General features: G+C 64.5%; 14 protein-coding genes. 9 read left to right on the top strand and 5 right to left on the bottom strand.

The window, feature by feature from the left end; all coding sequences use genetic code 11:
* Genes BSY16_RS31065 through BSY16_RS31085 form a run of 5 tightly spaced genes read right to left on the bottom strand, consistent with a single transcriptional unit; the run spans nt 1 to nt 4,940 of the window.
* On the bottom strand, nt 1-1,074 hold the full coding sequence (locus BSY16_RS31065) for an ABC transporter ATP-binding protein (RefSeq protein WP_069063570.1): 1,074 nt from the start codon (nt 1,072-1,074) through the stop codon (nt 1-3).
* On the bottom strand, nt 1,071-2,036 hold the full coding sequence (locus tag BSY16_RS31070) for an ROK family protein (RefSeq protein WP_069063571.1): 966 nt from the start codon (nt 2,034-2,036) through the stop codon (nt 1,071-1,073). The genes BSY16_RS31065 and BSY16_RS31070 overlap by 4 nt, the downstream gene beginning before the upstream one ends.
* Nucleotides 2,033-2,818 (bottom strand): 6-phosphogluconolactonase, encoded by a 786-nt coding sequence (locus tag BSY16_RS31075; RefSeq protein WP_069063572.1) that lies wholly within the window; start codon nt 2,816-2,818, stop codon nt 2,033-2,035. Before BSY16_RS31075 ends, BSY16_RS31070 begins: the two co-directional genes overlap by 4 nt.
* A complete protein-coding gene (locus tag BSY16_RS31080) occupies nt 2,815-3,690 on the bottom strand; it encodes a sugar phosphate isomerase/epimerase family protein (RefSeq protein ID WP_171902506.1) in 876 nt (291 codons plus the stop codon). The genes BSY16_RS31075 and BSY16_RS31080 overlap by 4 nt, the downstream gene beginning before the upstream one ends.
* Before the next feature lie 26 nt (nt 3,691-3,716).
* A complete protein-coding gene (locus tag BSY16_RS31085) occupies nt 3,717-4,940 on the bottom strand; it encodes an ABC transporter substrate-binding protein (RefSeq protein WP_069063574.1) in 1,224 nt (407 codons plus the stop codon).
* A gap of 370 nt (nt 4,941-5,310) precedes the next feature.
* Here BSY16_RS31085 and BSY16_RS31090 point away from each other — a divergent pair, with 370 nt between their 5' ends.
* The 9 genes from BSY16_RS31090 (at nt 5,311) to nagA (ending at nt 16,937) form a co-directional block, all read left to right on the top strand.
* The gene (locus BSY16_RS31090) at nt 5,311-6,582 is read left to right on the top strand and encodes an ABC transporter substrate-binding protein (RefSeq protein ID WP_069063575.1); all 1,272 of its coding nucleotides are present in this window, start codon (nt 5,311-5,313) and stop codon (nt 6,580-6,582) included.
* Nucleotides 6,583-6,670: 88 nt separating this feature from the next.
* Entirely contained in the window at nt 6,671-7,555 is an 885-nt protein-coding gene (locus BSY16_RS31095) for a carbohydrate ABC transporter permease (protein ID WP_083243202.1), read from the top strand.
* Nucleotide 7,556: 1 nt separating this feature from the next.
* The gene (locus BSY16_RS31100) at nt 7,557-8,402 is read left to right on the top strand and encodes a carbohydrate ABC transporter permease (RefSeq protein WP_069063576.1); all 846 of its coding nucleotides are present in this window, start codon (nt 7,557-7,559) and stop codon (nt 8,400-8,402) included.
* Nucleotides 8,399-10,435, top strand: a complete 2,037-nt coding sequence (locus BSY16_RS31105; protein ID WP_069063577.1) for a DUF5107 domain-containing protein — start codon at nt 8,399-8,401, stop codon at nt 10,433-10,435. Before BSY16_RS31100 ends, BSY16_RS31105 begins: the two co-directional genes overlap by 4 nt.
* Nucleotides 10,435-11,577: an ABC transporter ATP-binding protein gene (locus tag BSY16_RS31110; protein ID WP_069063578.1), complete on the top strand. Its 1,143-nt coding sequence runs from the start codon at nt 10,435-10,437 to the stop codon at nt 11,575-11,577. The genes BSY16_RS31105 and BSY16_RS31110 overlap by 1 nt, the downstream gene beginning before the upstream one ends.
* A complete protein-coding gene (locus BSY16_RS31115; protein ID WP_083243204.1) occupies nt 11,574-12,446 on the top strand; it encodes a hypothetical protein in 873 nt (290 codons plus the stop codon). Before BSY16_RS31110 ends, BSY16_RS31115 begins: the two co-directional genes overlap by 4 nt.
* Nucleotides 12,443-14,506, top strand: a complete 2,064-nt coding sequence (locus BSY16_RS33205; RefSeq protein ID WP_353652386.1) for an ROK family protein — start codon at nt 12,443-12,445, stop codon at nt 14,504-14,506. Before BSY16_RS31115 ends, BSY16_RS33205 begins: the two co-directional genes overlap by 4 nt.
* The gene (locus BSY16_RS31125; protein ID WP_069063579.1) at nt 14,503-15,795 is read left to right on the top strand and encodes a class II D-tagatose-bisphosphate aldolase, non-catalytic subunit; all 1,293 of its coding nucleotides are present in this window, start codon (nt 14,503-14,505) and stop codon (nt 15,793-15,795) included. The genes BSY16_RS33205 and BSY16_RS31125 overlap by 4 nt, the downstream gene beginning before the upstream one ends.
* Nucleotides 15,792-16,937 (top strand): N-acetylglucosamine-6-phosphate deacetylase, encoded by a 1,146-nt coding sequence (gene nagA / locus BSY16_RS31130; RefSeq protein WP_069063580.1) that lies wholly within the window; start codon nt 15,792-15,794, stop codon nt 16,935-16,937. Before BSY16_RS31125 ends, nagA begins: the two co-directional genes overlap by 4 nt.
* Nucleotides 16,938-17,174: the final 237 nt, after the last annotated feature.

Here is a 17,174-nt window from a genome sequence, read left to right on the forward strand (position 1 = left end):
TCACGCCCTCCCCGGCAGCAGTGCGCGTTCATCCTTGTCGAAGAGGTGCGCGCGCTCGTGCTTCCAGCCGACGAGCGTGGTGGCGCCCGGCCGGATATCGGGTTTGCCCTGCGCCTTGGCGACGATGGAGCGGCCATCGCCGACATTGAGATGAACGAGGGATTCACCGCCAAGCGGTTCGACGAGCAGGACTTCCGCTTCCAGCGCGGCATCGCCGCCGCCGAGTATCAGGTCTTCCGGCCGGATGCCGAGCGTGACGTCGCCCGCATAGTCATGGGCAGCGAGCCGGTGGCGTCCGCCAGAGAGCAACAGCACGCTCTCCTCGCCCTCGCGGGCCAGAAGACCAGGCAGAAAATTCATGCGCGGCGAGCCGATGAAGCTTGCGACGAAGCGATTGGCCGGGCGCTCGTAGAGCTCCATCGGCGTGCCGATCTGGGCGATGCGGCCGTCCTTCAGCACGACGATGCGGTCGGCGAGCGTCATCGCCTCCATCTGGTCATGCGTGACGTAGACCGTGGTGGCCTTCACCTCGCGGTGGATGCGGGCGATCTCGACGCGCATTTCCATGCGCAGATCGGCATCGAGGTTGGAGAGCGGCTCGTCGAAGAGAAAGAGTTTTTGCTGGCGCACGAGGGCACGGCCGATCGCGACACGCTGCTGTTGGCCACCGGAGAGCTGTGCGGGCCGCCGCTCCAGTAGGTGGTCGATCTTGAGGAATTTTGCAGCCTTGGCCACGCGTTCCCGGATTTCGGCGACTGGAAGCCGGGCGGTCTCCAGCGCGAAACCGAGATTGCGCTCGACATTCATGTGCGGGTACAGCGCGTAGGACTGGAAGACCATCGCGATGTTGCGCTTTGCCGGTGGTGTCTCGTTCATCCGCTTGTCGGCGATGCGCAGTTCGCCGTCGGAGATCTCCTCCAGCCCCGCGATCATGCGCAGCAGCGTGGACTTGCCGCAGCCGGACGGGCCGACGAAGACCACGAATTCACCCTCGGCAACATTGAGATTGACACCGTCGATGACGGTCAGTGCGCCGAAGCGCTTGACGACGTTGATGAGATCGATACCGCTCATGACCGTTCCATCTTGCTGGTTGTCGTGTGCGCAAAGCCGCGGCGGCCCTTTGCCGGATTTGCCTTGGCCGCAAGCGCCGCCACCCCGATGGCGCAGGCGGCATCGCCGATACGGCTCGGCACGATCGGCATGTCGCGTGCGCCGTCGGCCCAGATGAACGGACGCGTCAGCGCCGCCAGCCGCGGCGTCACCTTCGGGTCGCTGCCGATGCCGCCACCGAGCACAAGCACGGCCGGATCGAGCGTGTTGACGAGCTGGCCGAGATAGGAGGCGAGCGAGAGCAGCCCGTTCGCCACCATCTCCGCCGCCCGCGGATCGTGCGCTTCTGCCTCGAAAAGGTCGAGCGCTGTCGTCTCCGGCCGGTCGATCACCGCGCCGTAGCGTTCGCCGAGCGCCTTGCCGCCGGCAAAGAGCTCCAGATTGTGGCGGACCTGCCGGTCGCGGTTCGGCCCGTCGAAGGTGACGAGATCACTGCCGGAGAAGTGGATGGCAAAGCCACGCGCGCCCTCATAGGGCACCCCGCCGATGACCAGCGAATGGGAAAGGCCGGTGGAAATGGTCACGTAGACGAAGGGATCGATGCCCTTGCCGGCGCCCATCCAGCCCTCCGCGAAGGCGGCGGCGCGCACGTCGCTATCGATGTGCAACACGCCGAAGGCGCCGAGGCGCGCGCGATAGTCGAGACCGCGCCAGTCGAAGTTCCACGCCGAGGCCGGCTCACCGGTGCGCGTCACGAGTTCCGGCAGGCAGATGCCGAGCGCCGTGATATCGAGCGCCTCTCTGTCCCCGCGCTCCCGCATGGAAGCTGCCAGCGCGCAGACGAGATCGAGCACCGCAGCTCCGCCATCCTGGCAACGCGTCGCCTCGGTGCGTTCAGCCACGACCTCGCCATCCGAAAGCCGCACGATGCAGGCCTTGGTCTTAGTGCCGCCGACGTCGATGCCGATCGCGTGCCGTGTCATGGGGCTGCTCCAGCGGCTGCATCGGCATGCAGCTCGGCATTCCGGCATTCGACAGCAATGGTCGCAGGCCAGGAAGGGTCGTAGGCGGAAACGGTTGAAAGATGCCGGAACGCCTCGCGCTTACCCTCGCCCCAGACAATCATCGCGACCGCCTTCGAGAGGGTTGCAATGGAGCCGACGCCGACGGTGAGGCCATGCGTCGGCACGTCGTCCAGCCCGCGGAATTCGGGGAAGGTCGCGAGATTGTCGCGCCGCGTCTGTTCGGCGAGCGTCACGATGCGCGTTCGGCTGTCGCGGGCAGAGCCCGGTGGGTTGAAGGCAATGTGACCGTCACCCGCGCCGGACGCCAGAAGGAAGAGGTCGATGCCAACGAGCGCTGCAATATCCGCGTCGTAGGCTTCGGGCTCACGCAATGTCGGCATGCGGAAATTTTCCTCCGGCATGCGCAGGTCTGCCGGTAGAGCCCGGTTGATCCGGCCGACGATTTCCCGCTCGCCAAAGCCACGGCAGGAATAGTGTGCGGAAGCCGGCGGCGGAAGAAGTCCTTCCGCGCCCGACAGCAGATATTCGTCCATCATCACCACGATCAGCCCGGAGCAATCGACCGGGTGGGCGGCCAGCTGCCGCTCCAGCGCATCATAGACCGGCATGGGACTGCGCCCGCCCGGGCAGCCGAGCACGTAGGGCCGTCCGGCGGCATTGGCAGCGCGCAGTTCCGTAAGGATGCGGGTTGCGAGATGCTCGCCGATTGCCGCAGGATTGTTGTGAACCGTAACTTTCATCGGCTTGCCTGCTCCCGCAGCAGAGAGAAGACGAAGGCAAAATTCCGCGCCGCAATCGTCTCCGGCGTCTCGGGATGTTTCGGCGCAAGGTCCTGCTCGACGACCAGCGGGCCGTCATAGCCATGGGCGATCAGCGTGCGCATGAAATCGGCGATATCGACCACGCCACGGTCGAGGTCGGTCATGATGCCGTCCTCGAAGGCACGGTCGCAATGGATACCTTCCGCCAGAACCTTCTCGCGGAAAGCGCCGTCGACATTCTTGAGATGGATGGCGTTGATGCGCGCTGCGTGACGCAGGAAGAAGTCTTTCGGATCGGCCTTCCAGTAGGCGTGATGGCCGGTGTCGAGGCAGAGGCCGACCAGCGCCGGATCGGTCTCGGCAAAAAGCCGCTCGATCTGGTTCTCGTGCTCGACGCAAGTGCCCACATGGGGGTGGAAGCTGAATTGTAGGCCATGTTCCCGCACGATCCGAGCGGCCTGTGTGGTGAGGTCGACGACGGTGCGCCAGCCCGCTTCATCGACGACACCCATCCGGTCCTTCGGATAGAATTCCGACTCGTCCATCAGGATGAAATGCGTGCCGCCAACGGCAGAAAGCAACGCACAGATCTGGTGTGTCCGCTCCGCCAGTGCCCCGGTCGTCTCCGGATCCGCCAGCGTGTGGACATGGGCCGCCGCGACCACGGAGAGGCCGCGGCGGTCGAGTTCGTGCGAAAGCACCTTTGGATCGGTCGAGAAGTAACCGTAGGGGCCAAGCTCGGTGTGCCGGTAGCCGGCCGCCACGATGCGGTCGAGATAGTCGGTCCAGCCGAGGTCGTTGCCGGTGGGCCAATAGACGCCCCAGCAGCACGGTGCGATCGCGATATTCAATGTCTTTTCCTTGATCTTCTAAGCGCTTACCAGCCGCGCTTCTTCAACCGTTCCAGATCGCTGCTCACCTTGGCGAGCGCGTCCTCGGCGCCCTCCTTGCCGCTCAGCACGTTGTGGACCCCGTTGAAAATGCGCTGCGAGACCCGGTTGTAGGAGGCGCCCGTAACCTGCGAAGGCCGGGATGCACTTTCCGCATAGGCCTTTTCGGCGAAGCGTAGCGAAGGGTTCTTCGCCAGGATTTCCTCATCCTGGTAGAGCGCCTTCAAGGTCGGGCTATAGCCCTGCATGGCGCGGCGCTTCTGCTCCTTGGCATTCGTAAGATAGCGCACGAGGCTGACCGCTGCATCGGTGTCGTCGGCATATTTCGACACGCCGAGAAGGCCGGCACCATAGCAGCCGCTCGATTTTTCGCCTTCCGCACCGACCGGCAGCGCCATCACGCCGACCTTGCCGAGCAATGATGACCCTTCTGCCTGGCTGGTGCCCCAGACATAACCCCAGTTGCGATGGAAGACCGAGCTGCCGGCTTCGAAGACGCCGCGCGAGCCTTCCTCGTCATAGTTCAGAACACCTTCCGGGCTGATGCCGCCGATCCAGGTGCGGGCAAGCTCCAGCGCCTCCACCGCCTTCGGATTGTTCGCGGTGATCGTGCCATCCGGCGCAATGAACGTGCCGCCACCATAGGAGGCGACCCATTCCAGCGCGTCGCAGGTCAGGCCCTCATAGGCGCGGCCCTGCCAGACGTAACCCCACATGTCCTTGGTGCCGGAGGCGCGTTCCTGCTCCTGGATGGACTTGGCCGTCTCGGTCAGTTCCTTCCAGGTCTTCGGTTCGGCCTTGCCGTACTTTTCGAGCAGATCCTTGCGATAGAACATCAGGCCGGCATCGACGAACCACGGCATGGCGAGCAGCTTGCCCTCGATGGTCGAGTCGGCGAGCGCCGCCTCGAAATGAGCCGCGAGCTCCTCCTTCGGCACCGTCTCGTTGAGGTCGATGAGATGGGCGGCCAGTGCGCCGACCCAGATATTGTCGAGCGTCAGGACATCGATGTCGCCGGATTTACCGGCAAGAAGCTGCTGGTAGAGCGGCAGCGCCTCCCCCCAGTTCGCCGGCATCTTGTTGATCTTGACCGTGTTGCCGGTCTCCTTCGCCCAGGCCTCGGAGGCCGATTGGCAAAGCTCCAGTTCGGCACCGGCAGAACTGCAGAATATCGACACTTCCGCCGCCGTCGCGGAACCCGCCCACAACATGACGCCCGCAAGCGCCGTCGTTCTCAGAAATCCATCCCAATGCACTGTGTTTCCTCCCACACCGCGTTAAGTTCGAGAAATTACTATACCGTCTGGTCGGTAAAGTAAAGCGCGAGAAATGAGGGGAATGAAGGCGAGAGTCGGCTTGCGGCTGCGCCGGATTGGGGCTTACCAACTCGGCGCCGCAACCGGCGGGACTGGAGCGTGGGTGCTGCGCCCCGCTCCCGAAACCAATTTTGTAATAAAACTACAAAAGTGAAACTTTGCGAGATTTTTATGTTGCAAAGTTTCAGAACCCTCCTCTAAGGTACATCCCGAAGCCGCGCAGACGTGGGTCAATTCCAGCGCGCTTTCAATTTGGGAGGATTGAATGACGAACAAGATTTTGTGGCGCTCTGCCGCCGCGGCCGCGCTTTCGGTCGGCCTCATGGCTGGCGCAGGCATCGCCAATGCAGCCGAACTTGTCTTCTGGTCCATGTGGAACGAGCCGGAGCCGCAGGCCGCGGCCCTGCGCAAGGTCATGGACAATTATACCAAGGCGCACCCGGAAACGACCTTCAAGGTCGTCTGGAACGGCCGCCAGAACCAGACCAAACTGCGCGCCGCCCTGCAGGCCGGCACGCAGGTCGATTTCGCGGACCAGGACGGCGATCAGCTCGCCGGCGGTCTGCAGAAGGAAGGGCTCGGCTACGAGATCAGCGCAGATCTCGGCGATACGAAGGCCGCTCTCCTGCCCGGCGTGCTCGATCTCTATGCGGCCGGTGGCAAGGTGGAGCAGGTTCCCTACATCTACAACACCGTGAACATCTGGTACAATAAGGACATGCTGGCCGAGGCCGGCGGCACGGTCCCGCAGACGCTCGACGAACTCTTCACGCTCTGCGGCAAGCTCAAGGAAACCGGCAAACACGCGCTGGTGACCGAAGGCAATGTCGGTTTCTACCAGGTGCTGTTCTTCTCTCATCTCCTGTCGCGCGCCAAGGGCTCGGATGCCATGATCAAGGCTTTCGAGGTCAAGGACGGCTCCGGCTGGTCCGACCCGGCCGTGCTCGAGGCCGCGAAGTCGGCCCGCAAGTTCTGGGAAGTCGGCTGCATCGCGGAAGACGCCCGCGGCTTCCAGTACCCGGCCGGCCAGCAGACGATCGCGCTCGGCGATACAATGGGCGAACTCGTCGGCTCGTGGCTGCCGACTGAACTGACGGAAAGTGCCGGCGCAGACTTCCCCTGGGGCGCCTTCAACTTCCCGGCAGTCGCCGGCGGCGCCGGCAAGGCGACCGATATCGAGGTCGGCCTGGTGTCGGTGATGGTCCTGAAAGCCTCGCCGAACGCCAAGGAAGCGGCGGGCTTCGTCAACTACCTCCTCTCCGAGGACGCGCAGAAGACGCTCGTTGCGGATGGCGGCGTCGGCGTGGTGCGCGATGGCGTCGATTGGCCGCCGGTGCTTTCGGATGCCTATGCTTCGGCGAAGAGCGCGACGGCACTGGCCGGCTTCGGCGGCGGTCTCGGCGTCTCCTATCCGGAGTTCAACGCGACGGTGCTGACGCCCGAATTCAGCAAGATGTTCCTCGGCCAGTCGACCCCGGAAGACTTCGTCAAGGTCCTCGTCGACAAGACGAAGGACTATTGGGCAAGCCAGCAATAAGGCTTTCGCAACGGGCCGGGGCGGTGCAGTCGCATTGCTTCGGCCGGCCTTGTGGCCACGAACGGTTTTGCCGAATGGAGATTCTGCGATGATGAGGCGACGTATGGTGGTGGCGTTTCTTGCGCCCGCCCTCATCCTCTATCTGGGCCTGCTGATCTTTCCAGCACTTCAGGCCTTCTATCTGAGCCTGTTCGAAACCTCCGGTTTCGGCGACACGCCGACCTGGGTCGGCATCGGAAACTATACGCGGCTCTTGTCGGACCCGATCTTCTGGGGTGCGCTGCGCAACATGTCGATGATCATGGTCGTCGGCGGTATCGCGACCTTCGGGCTAGCCTTCCTCTTCACCATGCTCCTGAATTCGGGCCTTTGGGGCAAGAAGCTCTTCCGCGCCCTGATCTTCCTGCCGAACATCATCGCGGTCGTCGCGATCACCACCTTCTGGTCCTTCGTCTTCATGCCGCGCTACGGGCTTCTGACCAGCGTGCTGAAGGCACTCGGCCTGACGAGCCTTGCCTCCATCTCCTGGACGGCGCCGGAAAACGTCTTCTTCGCCATGATGGTCGGCCTCGTCTGGATTTCGGCGGGTTTCTACACGATCCTCATCCTAGCCGGCGCGGACAAGGTGCCGATCGACATGTACGAAGCGGCCCGCCTCGAAGGCGCCAGCACCTTCCAGATCTTCCGCCTGATCACCCTGCCGATGATCTGGGACGTCATCCTGATCACCTTGGTGCTGTGGTCGATCCACGCCATCAAGATCGTCGAGTTTCCCTATGCCTTCGGCGGGCCGAACATCGACCAGAACCTCTATACGCCCGCGATCTACCTCTACATCATGGGGTTCGGCCAGCGCGAGCCGGTCTATGCGCTCGGTTATTCGACCGCCATCGGCGTCGCGCTCTTCTTCCTGACCCTGGTCACGATCGTGCTCCTGCGCTTCGTCTTCAAGCGCGAGCGGGTGGAGTATTGAGATGAAAAAAATCCTCACGCTGCGCGGCGCAAAACGCGGGCTTTCCTACCTCGTCGTCGGCGGCTGGTCGGCCTTCTCGGTCTTCTTCATCCTCTGGATCATCCTCGCCTCGCTGAAGCGCAATCGCGATCTCTTCGGCAAGCCGTGGTCCTTCCCGGCCGATCCCGCCTGGGGCAACTACGTCAAGACCTGGGTGAACAACCGCTTTGGCGACTACTTCCTGAACAGCCTGATCGTCACCTCCGTTTCGGTCGCCGCCCTGCTGCTGGTCTCGGTTCCGGCGGCCTATGTGCTGAGCCGCGGACGTTTTGCCGGGCGGCAGGCGCTGTCCAACTTCTTCGCCTTCGGCATGGGCGTGCCGATCCCGCTGCTCTTCGTGCCGCTCTTCGTCATCATGACGACGATGCGGCTCGGCGACAGCCTGACGGGGCTTTCCATCGTCTATGTCGCGCTCTCCATTCCGTTCAGCATCTACGTGCTCGAAGGCTTCTTCGCCTCGCTGCCCTCGGAGCTCGAATCGGCGGCGATCATCGACGGCTGCTCGGATTTCCAGGTGTTCCGGCATGTCATGCTGCCGCTCGCCGGCCCCGGCGTCGCGACGGTGGCGATCCTCAACTTCGTCGGCCTGTGGAACGAGTACCAGCTTTCGCTCGTGCTCTTGAACAGCCCGGAGAACCGGACGCTGTCGCTCGGTATCTATTCGCTGATCACCTCCATGCAATATTCGGGCGGCGACTGGGCCGGCCTCTTCGCCGGCGTCACAATCGTGATGGTGCCGACGATCCTTCTCTTCATCATCCTCTCCGAGCGGATGATTAGCGGCATCACCATGGGAGGCGTGAAGTGAACCAGACCCAACAGAAGGCCCGCGCCGAAGGCAGAACGGCCGTGGAAGAAACGGTCGTGACGCTGCCAATGTCGCGTCTCGGCGGACCAAGCCGCCTGCCGCGCTTCCGCTGGCAGCAGCCGATCCCCGATAAGGAAACGCCGCCATCGCGCGGCCTCAGCGCGGAAGAAAGCGCGAACGCCTTTGATTGGGGCAAGGATTCGATCCTGCCCTACAGCGTCTATGACGATTACGACCGGGCGCAGACACAGGGCGAGATGCCGCTGATCGCGCTCGATAATGGTCGGCTGCGCGTCACCGTCGCCCCGCAATACGGTGGCCGGCTGATGCAGCTTTACGATCATGCGCTCGGGCGCGACCTCGTCTTCCGCAACCCGGTGTTCCAGCCTGCCAACCTCGCCGCGCTGAACGCCTGGTTCTCCGGCGGCATCGAATGGAACGGGCTTATCCCCGGCCATACACCGTTCACCTGCGTGCCCGTCTTTACCGGTGTGGTGGAAACGGAGCGCGGCCCGGTGCTCCGCATCTACGAATTCGACCGGATCGTCGAGGCCACCTGGCAGATCGACCTCTACCTGCCGGCCGATGAAGACAGGCTCTATGTGCACGGTCGCATCGTCAACGCCGCGCCGACCGAGAAGCGTGCCTATTGGTGGACCAATGTGGCGGTGCCGGTGAGTGCCGGCATGCGCGTCGTCAGCCCCGGCGACTATGCGATCGAACATGTGCTGCCCGGCAACGAACTTGCGCGCTTCCCCTTCCCCGACCCGGCGCGTTTCGACGGCTCCTATCCCGGCCTCTGGAAGGGCGCGACCTCGGTCTTCTTCCGCAAGCCCGAGGCGGATCGTCTCTTCATCGCCGCCCTCGACAAGGCGGGAACGGGCCTCGCGCAGACCGCCACATCGGCACTGACCGGCCGGAAGTTCTTCTATTTCGGCACGGCCGCCGGCGGGCAACACTGGATGGACTATCTCGCCCGCAAGGGCGAAGGCGACTATATCGAGATCCAGGCCGGCATCACGCCGACGCAGAACCAGCGCTTCGTGCTTGCCGCGGACAGCGAGCTGCATTGGACGGAGGTCTATGGCGGGCTGTCGGTCGATCCGGCCGCGGCCCATTCTACCGACTATGCGGTCGCAGAGCGCGCCACGGCCGAAGCCGTCGATCATCGATTCCCGAAAGCCGAACTCTCGGATGTCGACGCCTTCCTCACGCGTGTTTCGCGACAGCCGCTCGACCGACGCCTTTCCGCCGGCTCCTCCTGGGGCGCGCGGCAGGCGAAGCTCACCGGCAAGCCGCTCGCCGCCGGTCTCGATTTTGCCGTCGATGCCGAACCCGGCGTCTGGGACGAGCTGGCGGAAACGGGGGAAATTTCCGTAAGCAACCTGTCGCGGGTTCCTGCCGATTTTGCTGTCTCCGATCTCTGGCGTTCCGCCTTGGAACGCAGCGTCGGACGGCAGGGAGCGACCTGGCTGCACGATCTGCTGCTCGGCATTGCCGCACTCGACCGTGAAGATTTGGCTGCGGCCCGCCGTCTCTTCGAGCGCTCGGTGGCGGCGCGGCCGACCTGGCTCGGCCTTCGGCAATTGGCCATGATCGAAAAGGACGAGGACAGGGCCGAACAGCTTTATCTCTTCGCATGGGCGGCGGAGGATGCTCCAGCCGAGCTCGCCGTCGAGATCGTGCAGTTCCTGCTGCACGCCGAGCGCCTCCAGGCCCTGGAAGGCTTTTTGGCAAAGCTTCCGGACGACATTGCAGCACAGGAACGCATCGTGCTGGCGCGCGCGTCCGTTGCCGCCAAGCGCGGCAACCTCGATGTGCTTGAAGCCCTGTTGAAAGTCGAGTTCGCGACGATCCGCGAGGGCGAAGACCTATCGGCCGATCTCTGGGGCTACCTGCAAAAGGGCAGGCTCGAACAGCAGTTCGGCCGGACGCCGACGCCCGCCGAACTGGAAACGCACATGAAGGCCCATCCGCTGCCGGAACATCTGGATTTCCGCATGCGGGTCGCGCTCGAAGACGGGACGAACTGATGACGACGGTCGAAATTCGCAAGCTGCACAAATCCTACGGCAACCTGGAGATCATCCGCAGCGCCGATCTCGCCATATCGAGCGGCGAATTCGTCGTGCTCGTCGGCCCGTCGGGCTGCGGCAAGTCCACGCTGTTGCGCTGCATCGCAGGCCTGGAGCCCATCACCGGCGGCAATCTCCTCATCGACGGCGAGGACATGACGACGGCCGATCCGGTGAAGCGCGGCATCGCCATGGTGTTCCAGTCCTATGCGCTCTACCCGCACATGACGGTCGCCGAGAACATCGGTTTCGGCCTGAAGATTGCCAATGCGCCGAAGCCGGAAATCCGGGCGCGCGTCCTCGAAGTAGCAAAGCTCCTGAAGCTGGAGGCGCTGCTCGACCGCAAGCCCAAGGCGCTTTCCGGCGGCCAACGCCAGCGTGTCGCCATCGGCCGTGCTCTCGCGCGCAAGCCACGCATCTTCCTGTTCGACGAGCCGCTCTCCAATCTCGACGCGTCGCTGCGCGGTGAAATGCGCGTCGAACTCTCGAAGCTGCACGCCCAGCTCGGCAACACCATGATCTACGTCACCCATGACCAGGTGGAGGCGATGACGCTTGCCGACCGCATGGTGGTGATGCGTCAGGGCGTCATCGAGCAGGTCGGCGCGCCGCTCGAGCTCTTCAACAATCCGGTCAACCGCTTCGTTGCCGGCTTCCTCGGCCAACCACCGATGAATTTCATCCGGTTCGCTTCAGCCTCGAAGGATGGACAGGCGGTGAACGGCGAACTTCCGGGTGGCGGCCGCCTCTCGCTCGACCTGCCGCCGGCAGTCGGCGCGGTCTCGACCGAGGGCCTGGAACTCGGCGTGCGCCCCGAGGACATGAGCATCTCCGACACGGGGGAGCTGAGCGTGACGGTGGAGGTGGTCGAGCAACTCGGCGGCGAGACGATCGTCTACGGCCGGCTGGCCGACGGCCAGGCGCTGACGGCGAAACTTGCCGGCCAGGCCGGTATCCGCGCCGGCGACCGGCTTGCCTTCACGATTGCGCATGAGCGCTTGCAGATATTCGATGCGACCGGTCGCAACTTGCGCTACCGGACTGAAGGGGCCGCCGCAATCGAACGTCGCGGCGATCTGGTCGAAAGGAGCCCGGTTTGACATCCCATCCGTCAGGACAAACGCTGATCGAGGCCGTTTCCGCCGACCTGCCGGAACTGAACAAGACGTTCCGCCGCGTGGCGCAATACATGCTGTCGGCGCCGGAAGGTTTTATGCACAAGCCCGTGCAGGAGATCGCGGCCGCCGCCGAGGTCAGCGAGCCTTCCGTCATTCGCTTCTGCCGTCGCTACGGCTTCAAGGGCATTCCGGACTTCAGGATTGCGCTCGCCATGGCGCTGGCCCACGGTCCAACGGCTGAACGCAGCTCCTTCCTCGAGCCGCAGATCACCGACAAGGCCGTGGTCAACCTTGCCCTGAAGCGCGCCATCGCACGCTTTGCCCGTACACTCGTCGGCACGGACCGCTCGATCATCATCGACTCCGGCTCGACCGCCCAGCTCTTTGCCGAGACGCTGCGCGATGCCGACCCGCTCGCCGTCATGACCACCGGCCTCAATATCGTCGATGCACTGCGCGGGGCGACACAGCATTCGATCATGCTGCCGGGCGGGGTGCTGCGCCATGAATCCCGCTCGCTTTCCGGCCGCATGGTGGAGAGCACGCTCGCCAACATGCATTTCGATGCGCTCTATCTCGGGGCCGATGCCATCGATCCCGTCTCCGGCCTCAGCACCTTCAACGAAGAGGAGGCGCACCAGAACACCGCGATGATCACCGTGTCGCGGCGCATCGTCGTGCTGGCTGATTCCACCAAGTTCCGCGCGCCGGGGCTGCACCGCTTCTGCGAGATCGAGCGCATCCACACGATCGTCACCGACACCGGCCTTGGCGACGATGTCGTCGAGGCAATCGAAGCGCGGGGCGTCGTCGTCCACCGCGTAGACCCAATCGAAGAGAAGAAGAAATGACGTCGCAACGCGCTTCCACCGCAACCGCTGACCTCAATCGCTGGGAAACCGTACGGGAGATCGCCCAGCAGCCGGCCGTCTGGCGGGCTTTCGCGCCGCAACTCGCAACTTTCGCAGCCGAGATCCAGGCGTGGCTGAAGCGTCGCGCGCATGAGGAAATCTGGTTCTGCGGCGCTGGCACGTCCGCGTTCATCGGCGAAACGCTGGCAGCCTATCTCAACCGTGCAGCCGGTCCGGCACGCTTCCGCGCCGTGCCAACGACCGATCTCGTCTCCGGTCCACGAAGCTTCCTGCGCCCGGGCGTGCGCACGCTGGTCGTCTCCTTCGGGCGCAGCGGCAACAGCTCGGAAAGTCTCGGTACCCTCAACCTGTTGAATGCCCATGCGCCGGAGGCCGATCGCCTCCACATCACGTGCAATGCCGAGAGCGCGCTTGCAGCGCCCTATCTCCAGGGGCCGGGCGAACAGCGCACGCTTGTCCTGCCGCCCGAAACGAACGACCGCGGCTTTGCCATGACGTCGAGCTACACGACGATGCTGTTGTCGGCGCTCGCCTGCTTCGACCCCGCGCCACCTGCTGCCCCGGCAACACTTCTCCCGCGTCTCGCGGACGCTGCGGAAGGCCTGATTGCCGACAGCTTTAATGCACTGGCACGCTTCGCGATGCCGGAACGTGTCGTCTTCCTCGGTTCCGGACCACTGACCGGCACGGCGCGGGAATGCGCATTGAAGGTGCTGGAACTGACGGCTGGCGGCATCTCCACCTCCTGGGACTCGACGCTGGGCTTCCGGCACGGTCCCAAGGCCGTCGTCAACGACAGGACGCTGGTCTTCGTGCTGCAACCGGCCGATCCGTTCACGCAAGCCTACGATATCGACCTCGCAAACGAGATCGCGGCGCAGTTCAGTCCGCAAACCATCGTGCGCCTCGGCGACGTGGCGACCGGCGCGGATATCGCCGTGCCCGCCATCGGCAATGATGCCTGGGGTTCCGTCCTTCATGTCCTCATCGGACAGATTTTGGCGGTGATCTGGTCGGATCGCATGGGCCTGAATGTCGACGATCCCTTCGCCGGCCGCAACCTCACCCGCGTCGTCGCCGGCGTAAAACTCTACGATCTGCCGAAGCGCGCGCCGGCCGCCTATGGCGCCATCGATGTCGGCGGCTCGAAAATCGAGGCGGCGCTGTTCGGCGAGGATATGCAGCCGGTCGAAAAGCGGCGGATCGATACCCGCAAGCAGAGCTATGCCGACCTGCTCGATGCCATCGTCGAACAGGCGGACTGGCTGCAGGCCGTGGCGGGCAAACCAGCCGCAATCGGTATCGGCCTGCCGGGCCTCATCGATCCGACAACCGGACTTTCCGTGACCTCCAACCTGCCGGCAACCGGGCGCAGCCTCGGCGCCGACCTGACGGCGCGCCTCGGGCGCCCGATCCCGGTCGAAAACGACTGCAAATGTTTCGCCCTGTCGGAAGCCAATGGTGGGGCGGGTGAAGGCTACCGAACGGTCTTCGGTCTTATCCTCGGAACCGGTGTGGGCGGGGGCGTCTGCGTCAATGGCCGGTTGGCAAAGGGTCTCAACGGGCTTCCCGGCGAAGTCGGCCATTTCGGCCTGCCGGCAGAACGGATCACAAAACACGGCTTGCCTTTGGTCGCCTGCGGCTGCGGTCGCACAGGATGTTACGAGACCTACGTTTCCGGCCCCGGTCTGTCGCGCCTTGCCGCGCATGTCGCCGGCCGGCCGGCGCGTGCGGAGGAGATCGTGGCGACCGCATCGAAGGGCGAGGCCGCGATGCGGACCGTGCTCGACATCTGGCTCGACCTGCTTTGCGAATTGATCCACACGATCCAACTGACCATCGATGCGGATTGCATCGTCATTGGCGGCGGCCTGTCGCGCATGGCGGGCCTTGCCGAAGACCTTGCCGCCGCCTTCGAGGCACACAAGCTGCCGGGCGTGCGTAGCCCGGTCTTCAGGATCGCCGAACACGGCGATGCCAGCGGTACACGGGGCGCCGCCATTCTTGCCCGCCAGGCGGCAGAGGCGGGCTGGCAATGAAGGAACTGCGCGATCTGATCGCCCGCAACCGTGCGGGCTCCGGCGAAGCCATGCCCTCCGTCTGCTCGGCGCATCCCGATGTCATCGCCGCGTCCGTGCTATTGGCGCAGGAAAAGGGCGTGCCGCTGCTCATCGAGGCGACCAGCAACCAGGTCAACCAGTTCGGCGGCTATACCAGCATGCGGCCGACGGATTTCATCCGCTTCGTGCGTGCGATCTGCGTGCAGGTCGGCGCACCCGACCAGCCGCTGCTCTTTGGTGGAGACCACCTTGGACCGCAGGTCTGGCGGAGCCAGCCGGCCGAGGTGGCGATGCGCCATGCGCGCGATCTCGTCGATGCCTATGTCCGCGCCGGCTTCACGAAAATCCATCTCGATTGTTCGGAAGGCTGCGCGGGCGAGCCCGCCCAGGTTTCGGACGAAGTGAGTGCGGCGCGTGCGGCCGAGCTTGCCGGCATCTGCGAGGCTGCGGCCGAAGACCCGTCGACCCTGAGCTATATGTACGGTACCGAGGTGCCGCCACCGGGTGGCGCGCGGGCGGAAGAAGGCGGCCAGGGCATCGAGCCGACCACGCCGGAAAGCGCCCTTGCGACCATTGCTGCCCATCGCCGCCGCTTCGAGGCACTGGGGCTTCACGACGCGTGGCAGCGTGCGGTCGGCCTGGTGGTGCAGCCAGGTCTGGAGTTTGCGCCCGACCATGTGCACCGCTTCGACCCGGCAACGCCCGATCGCCTCTCGCCCGTCTTGCAGGACATGACCTACCTCAGCTTCGAGGCCCATTCGACAGACTATCAAGCACCTGCCGTCTATCCCGAACTCGGGCGCCGGCATTTCGCGGTACTGAAGGTCGGTCCGGCCCTCACCCATGCTTATCGGCAGGCGGTCTATGCGCTGGATGCGCTGTCGGACTGGACTGGGGGTGCACCGGATCGGCCGCGGCTTCCGGCCGTGATGGAGGGGCTCATGCTCGCCGAACCGGACAACTGGAGCAAGCACTACGGCGGCAGCGACGCGCAACTGCGCCTGCTGCGCCATTTCAGCTATGCCGACCGTATCCGGTACTACTGGACGCAGACGGCGGCCGTAGAGGCCGTGCAGCGGCTCATGGCTGGCCTCGGTGAGGCGAGGCCCCCGGTGATGGTGCTGGAGCAGTTTTTCGCGCCTGCTTTGCTGGACCGGGCCGAGCGTCTCGCCACCGCAGTGCCGGACTGGCGCAAGGCGCTCGTCTATGCACATATCCAGGAGGTACTGGCACCGTACTACTTCACCCCCGCGGGGACCGCGCGATGACCGTCATCTCGCAGGGCCGCACGGCGCCGTTCGACCTCGAAAATACCGAAGCCTGGTGGCTTGTGCCGCGGCAGCTCTTCGACGGCGAGACGCTGCGCGCCGGCCTTGCGCTGCGCATCGCGGCCGGCAGGATCGACGACATCGTCCCGACCGGGCAAGCCGGAATGGATGGCCTGCCCATCTGGAAGACGGCAAGCCTCGCTTCACCGGGTTTCTTCGACGTGCAGGTCAATGGCGGCGGCGGGGTTATGTTCAACAGCGATCCCTCCCCTGCCGGCCTGAAGGCCATTGCGGCAGCACACCGCGCGAGCGGGACGACAGCCGTGTTGCCGACCCTGATCACCGACACCCCCGACATCATGGAGCGGGCCGTCACGGCGGCGCTGGCGGTTGCCGGCAGCGACGGCATCGTCGGCGTGCATCTCGAGGGGCCGCATATCAGTGTCGAACGCAAGGGCGCACACAACCCGCTGTTCATCCGCCCGATGGACGAGCACACGCTTTCCGCCGTCAGACGATTGCGCGCAGGCGGCGTCCCGGTGCTGGTAACCCTTGCGCCGGAATGCGTGCCGCCCGGAACAATCGTAACGTTCTCCGCAATGGGAGCGGTCGTCTCACTCGGCCACACCGCCGCCGATGCGGCGACCACCCGCGCGGCCATCGCTGAAGGGGCGCGGTCGGTGACGCATCTCTACAACGGGATGACGCCCATCACCTCGCGCGAGCCGGGCGTCGTGGGCGCTGCGCTCGACAGCGATGTCTATTGCGGCTTCATTGCCGACGGGCACCATGTGGACGACACCGTTTTGCGCCTTTCGATCCGTGCACGTCCGGTGCGGGACCGGATGGTGCTGGTGTCGGATGCCATGTCGACCTGGAATGGCCCGGACCATTTCACGCTCTACGACGAGACCATCCACCTCGTCGGCGGCAGACTGGTCAATCGCCTGGGCTCTCTCGCTGGCGTCCATATCGACATGGCGACATCGCTGCGGCGGCTGGTCGAAAATGTGGGAATCTCACTGGAAGACGCACTGAAGATGGCAACCGCAAACCCCAGCTGCCTCATGCGCCTCGAAGACAGCGTGGGCTTCCTCCGGCCAGGTATGCCTGCCGATATCGTATTGCTCGACTGGGCTTAGATCGGGCTGCTATCCCACGCCAATCGAGCAAGAGGTCAGCGCGTCAGGGTGGTAGCGCCTTAATCAATTTGATGCTGGTTGGATTGGCAGTGGGGCGAGCAACGCCCTGCTGCTTCACTAACGTCCAGACGAGGCGTTTGTCTGTGAACTTTGGCTCTTTCGCCGGTCCCGGCTTTCTACCACGCCATCGCGCGGATGCCTGTTTCATCCCTTCTCGTTTCAAAGGAGGTAGTTGAA

It is taken from the genome of Sinorhizobium sp. RAC02 (assembly GCF_001713395.1).
In the GTDB taxonomy this organism is placed as follows: domain Bacteria; phylum Pseudomonadota; class Alphaproteobacteria; order Rhizobiales; family Rhizobiaceae; genus Shinella.

Excerpts from the sequence above, each read along its gene's own strand:
- BSY16_RS31065 (WP_069063570.1), bottom strand. The coding sequence starts at position 1,074 with ATGAGCGGTATCGATCTCATCAACGTCGTCAAGCGCTTCGGCGCACTG.
- BSY16_RS31070 (WP_069063571.1), bottom strand. The coding sequence starts at position 2,036 with ATGACACGGCACGCGATCGGCATCGACGTCGGCGGCACTAAGACCAAG.
- BSY16_RS31075 (WP_069063572.1), bottom strand. The coding sequence starts at position 2,818 with ATGAAAGTTACGGTTCACAACAATCCTGCGGCAATCGGCGAGCATCTC.
- BSY16_RS31085 (WP_069063574.1), bottom strand. The coding sequence starts at position 4,940 with ATGTTGTGGGCGGGTTCCGCGACGGCGGCGGAAGTGTCGATATTCTGC.
- BSY16_RS31090 (WP_069063575.1), top strand. The coding sequence starts at position 5,311 with ATGACGAACAAGATTTTGTGGCGCTCTGCCGCCGCGGCCGCGCTTTCG.
- BSY16_RS31095 (WP_083243202.1), top strand. The coding sequence starts at position 6,671 with ATGATGAGGCGACGTATGGTGGTGGCGTTTCTTGCGCCCGCCCTCATC.
- BSY16_RS31100 (WP_069063576.1), top strand. The coding sequence starts at position 7,557 with ATGAAAAAAATCCTCACGCTGCGCGGCGCAAAACGCGGGCTTTCCTAC.
- BSY16_RS31110 (WP_069063578.1), top strand. The coding sequence starts at position 10,435 with ATGACGACGGTCGAAATTCGCAAGCTGCACAAATCCTACGGCAACCTG.
- BSY16_RS33205 (WP_353652386.1), top strand. The coding sequence starts at position 12,443 with ATGACGTCGCAACGCGCTTCCACCGCAACCGCTGACCTCAATCGCTGG.
- BSY16_RS31125 (WP_069063579.1), top strand. The coding sequence starts at position 14,503 with ATGAAGGAACTGCGCGATCTGATCGCCCGCAACCGTGCGGGCTCCGGC.
- nagA (WP_069063580.1), top strand. The coding sequence starts at position 15,792 with ATGACCGTCATCTCGCAGGGCCGCACGGCGCCGTTCGACCTCGAAAAT.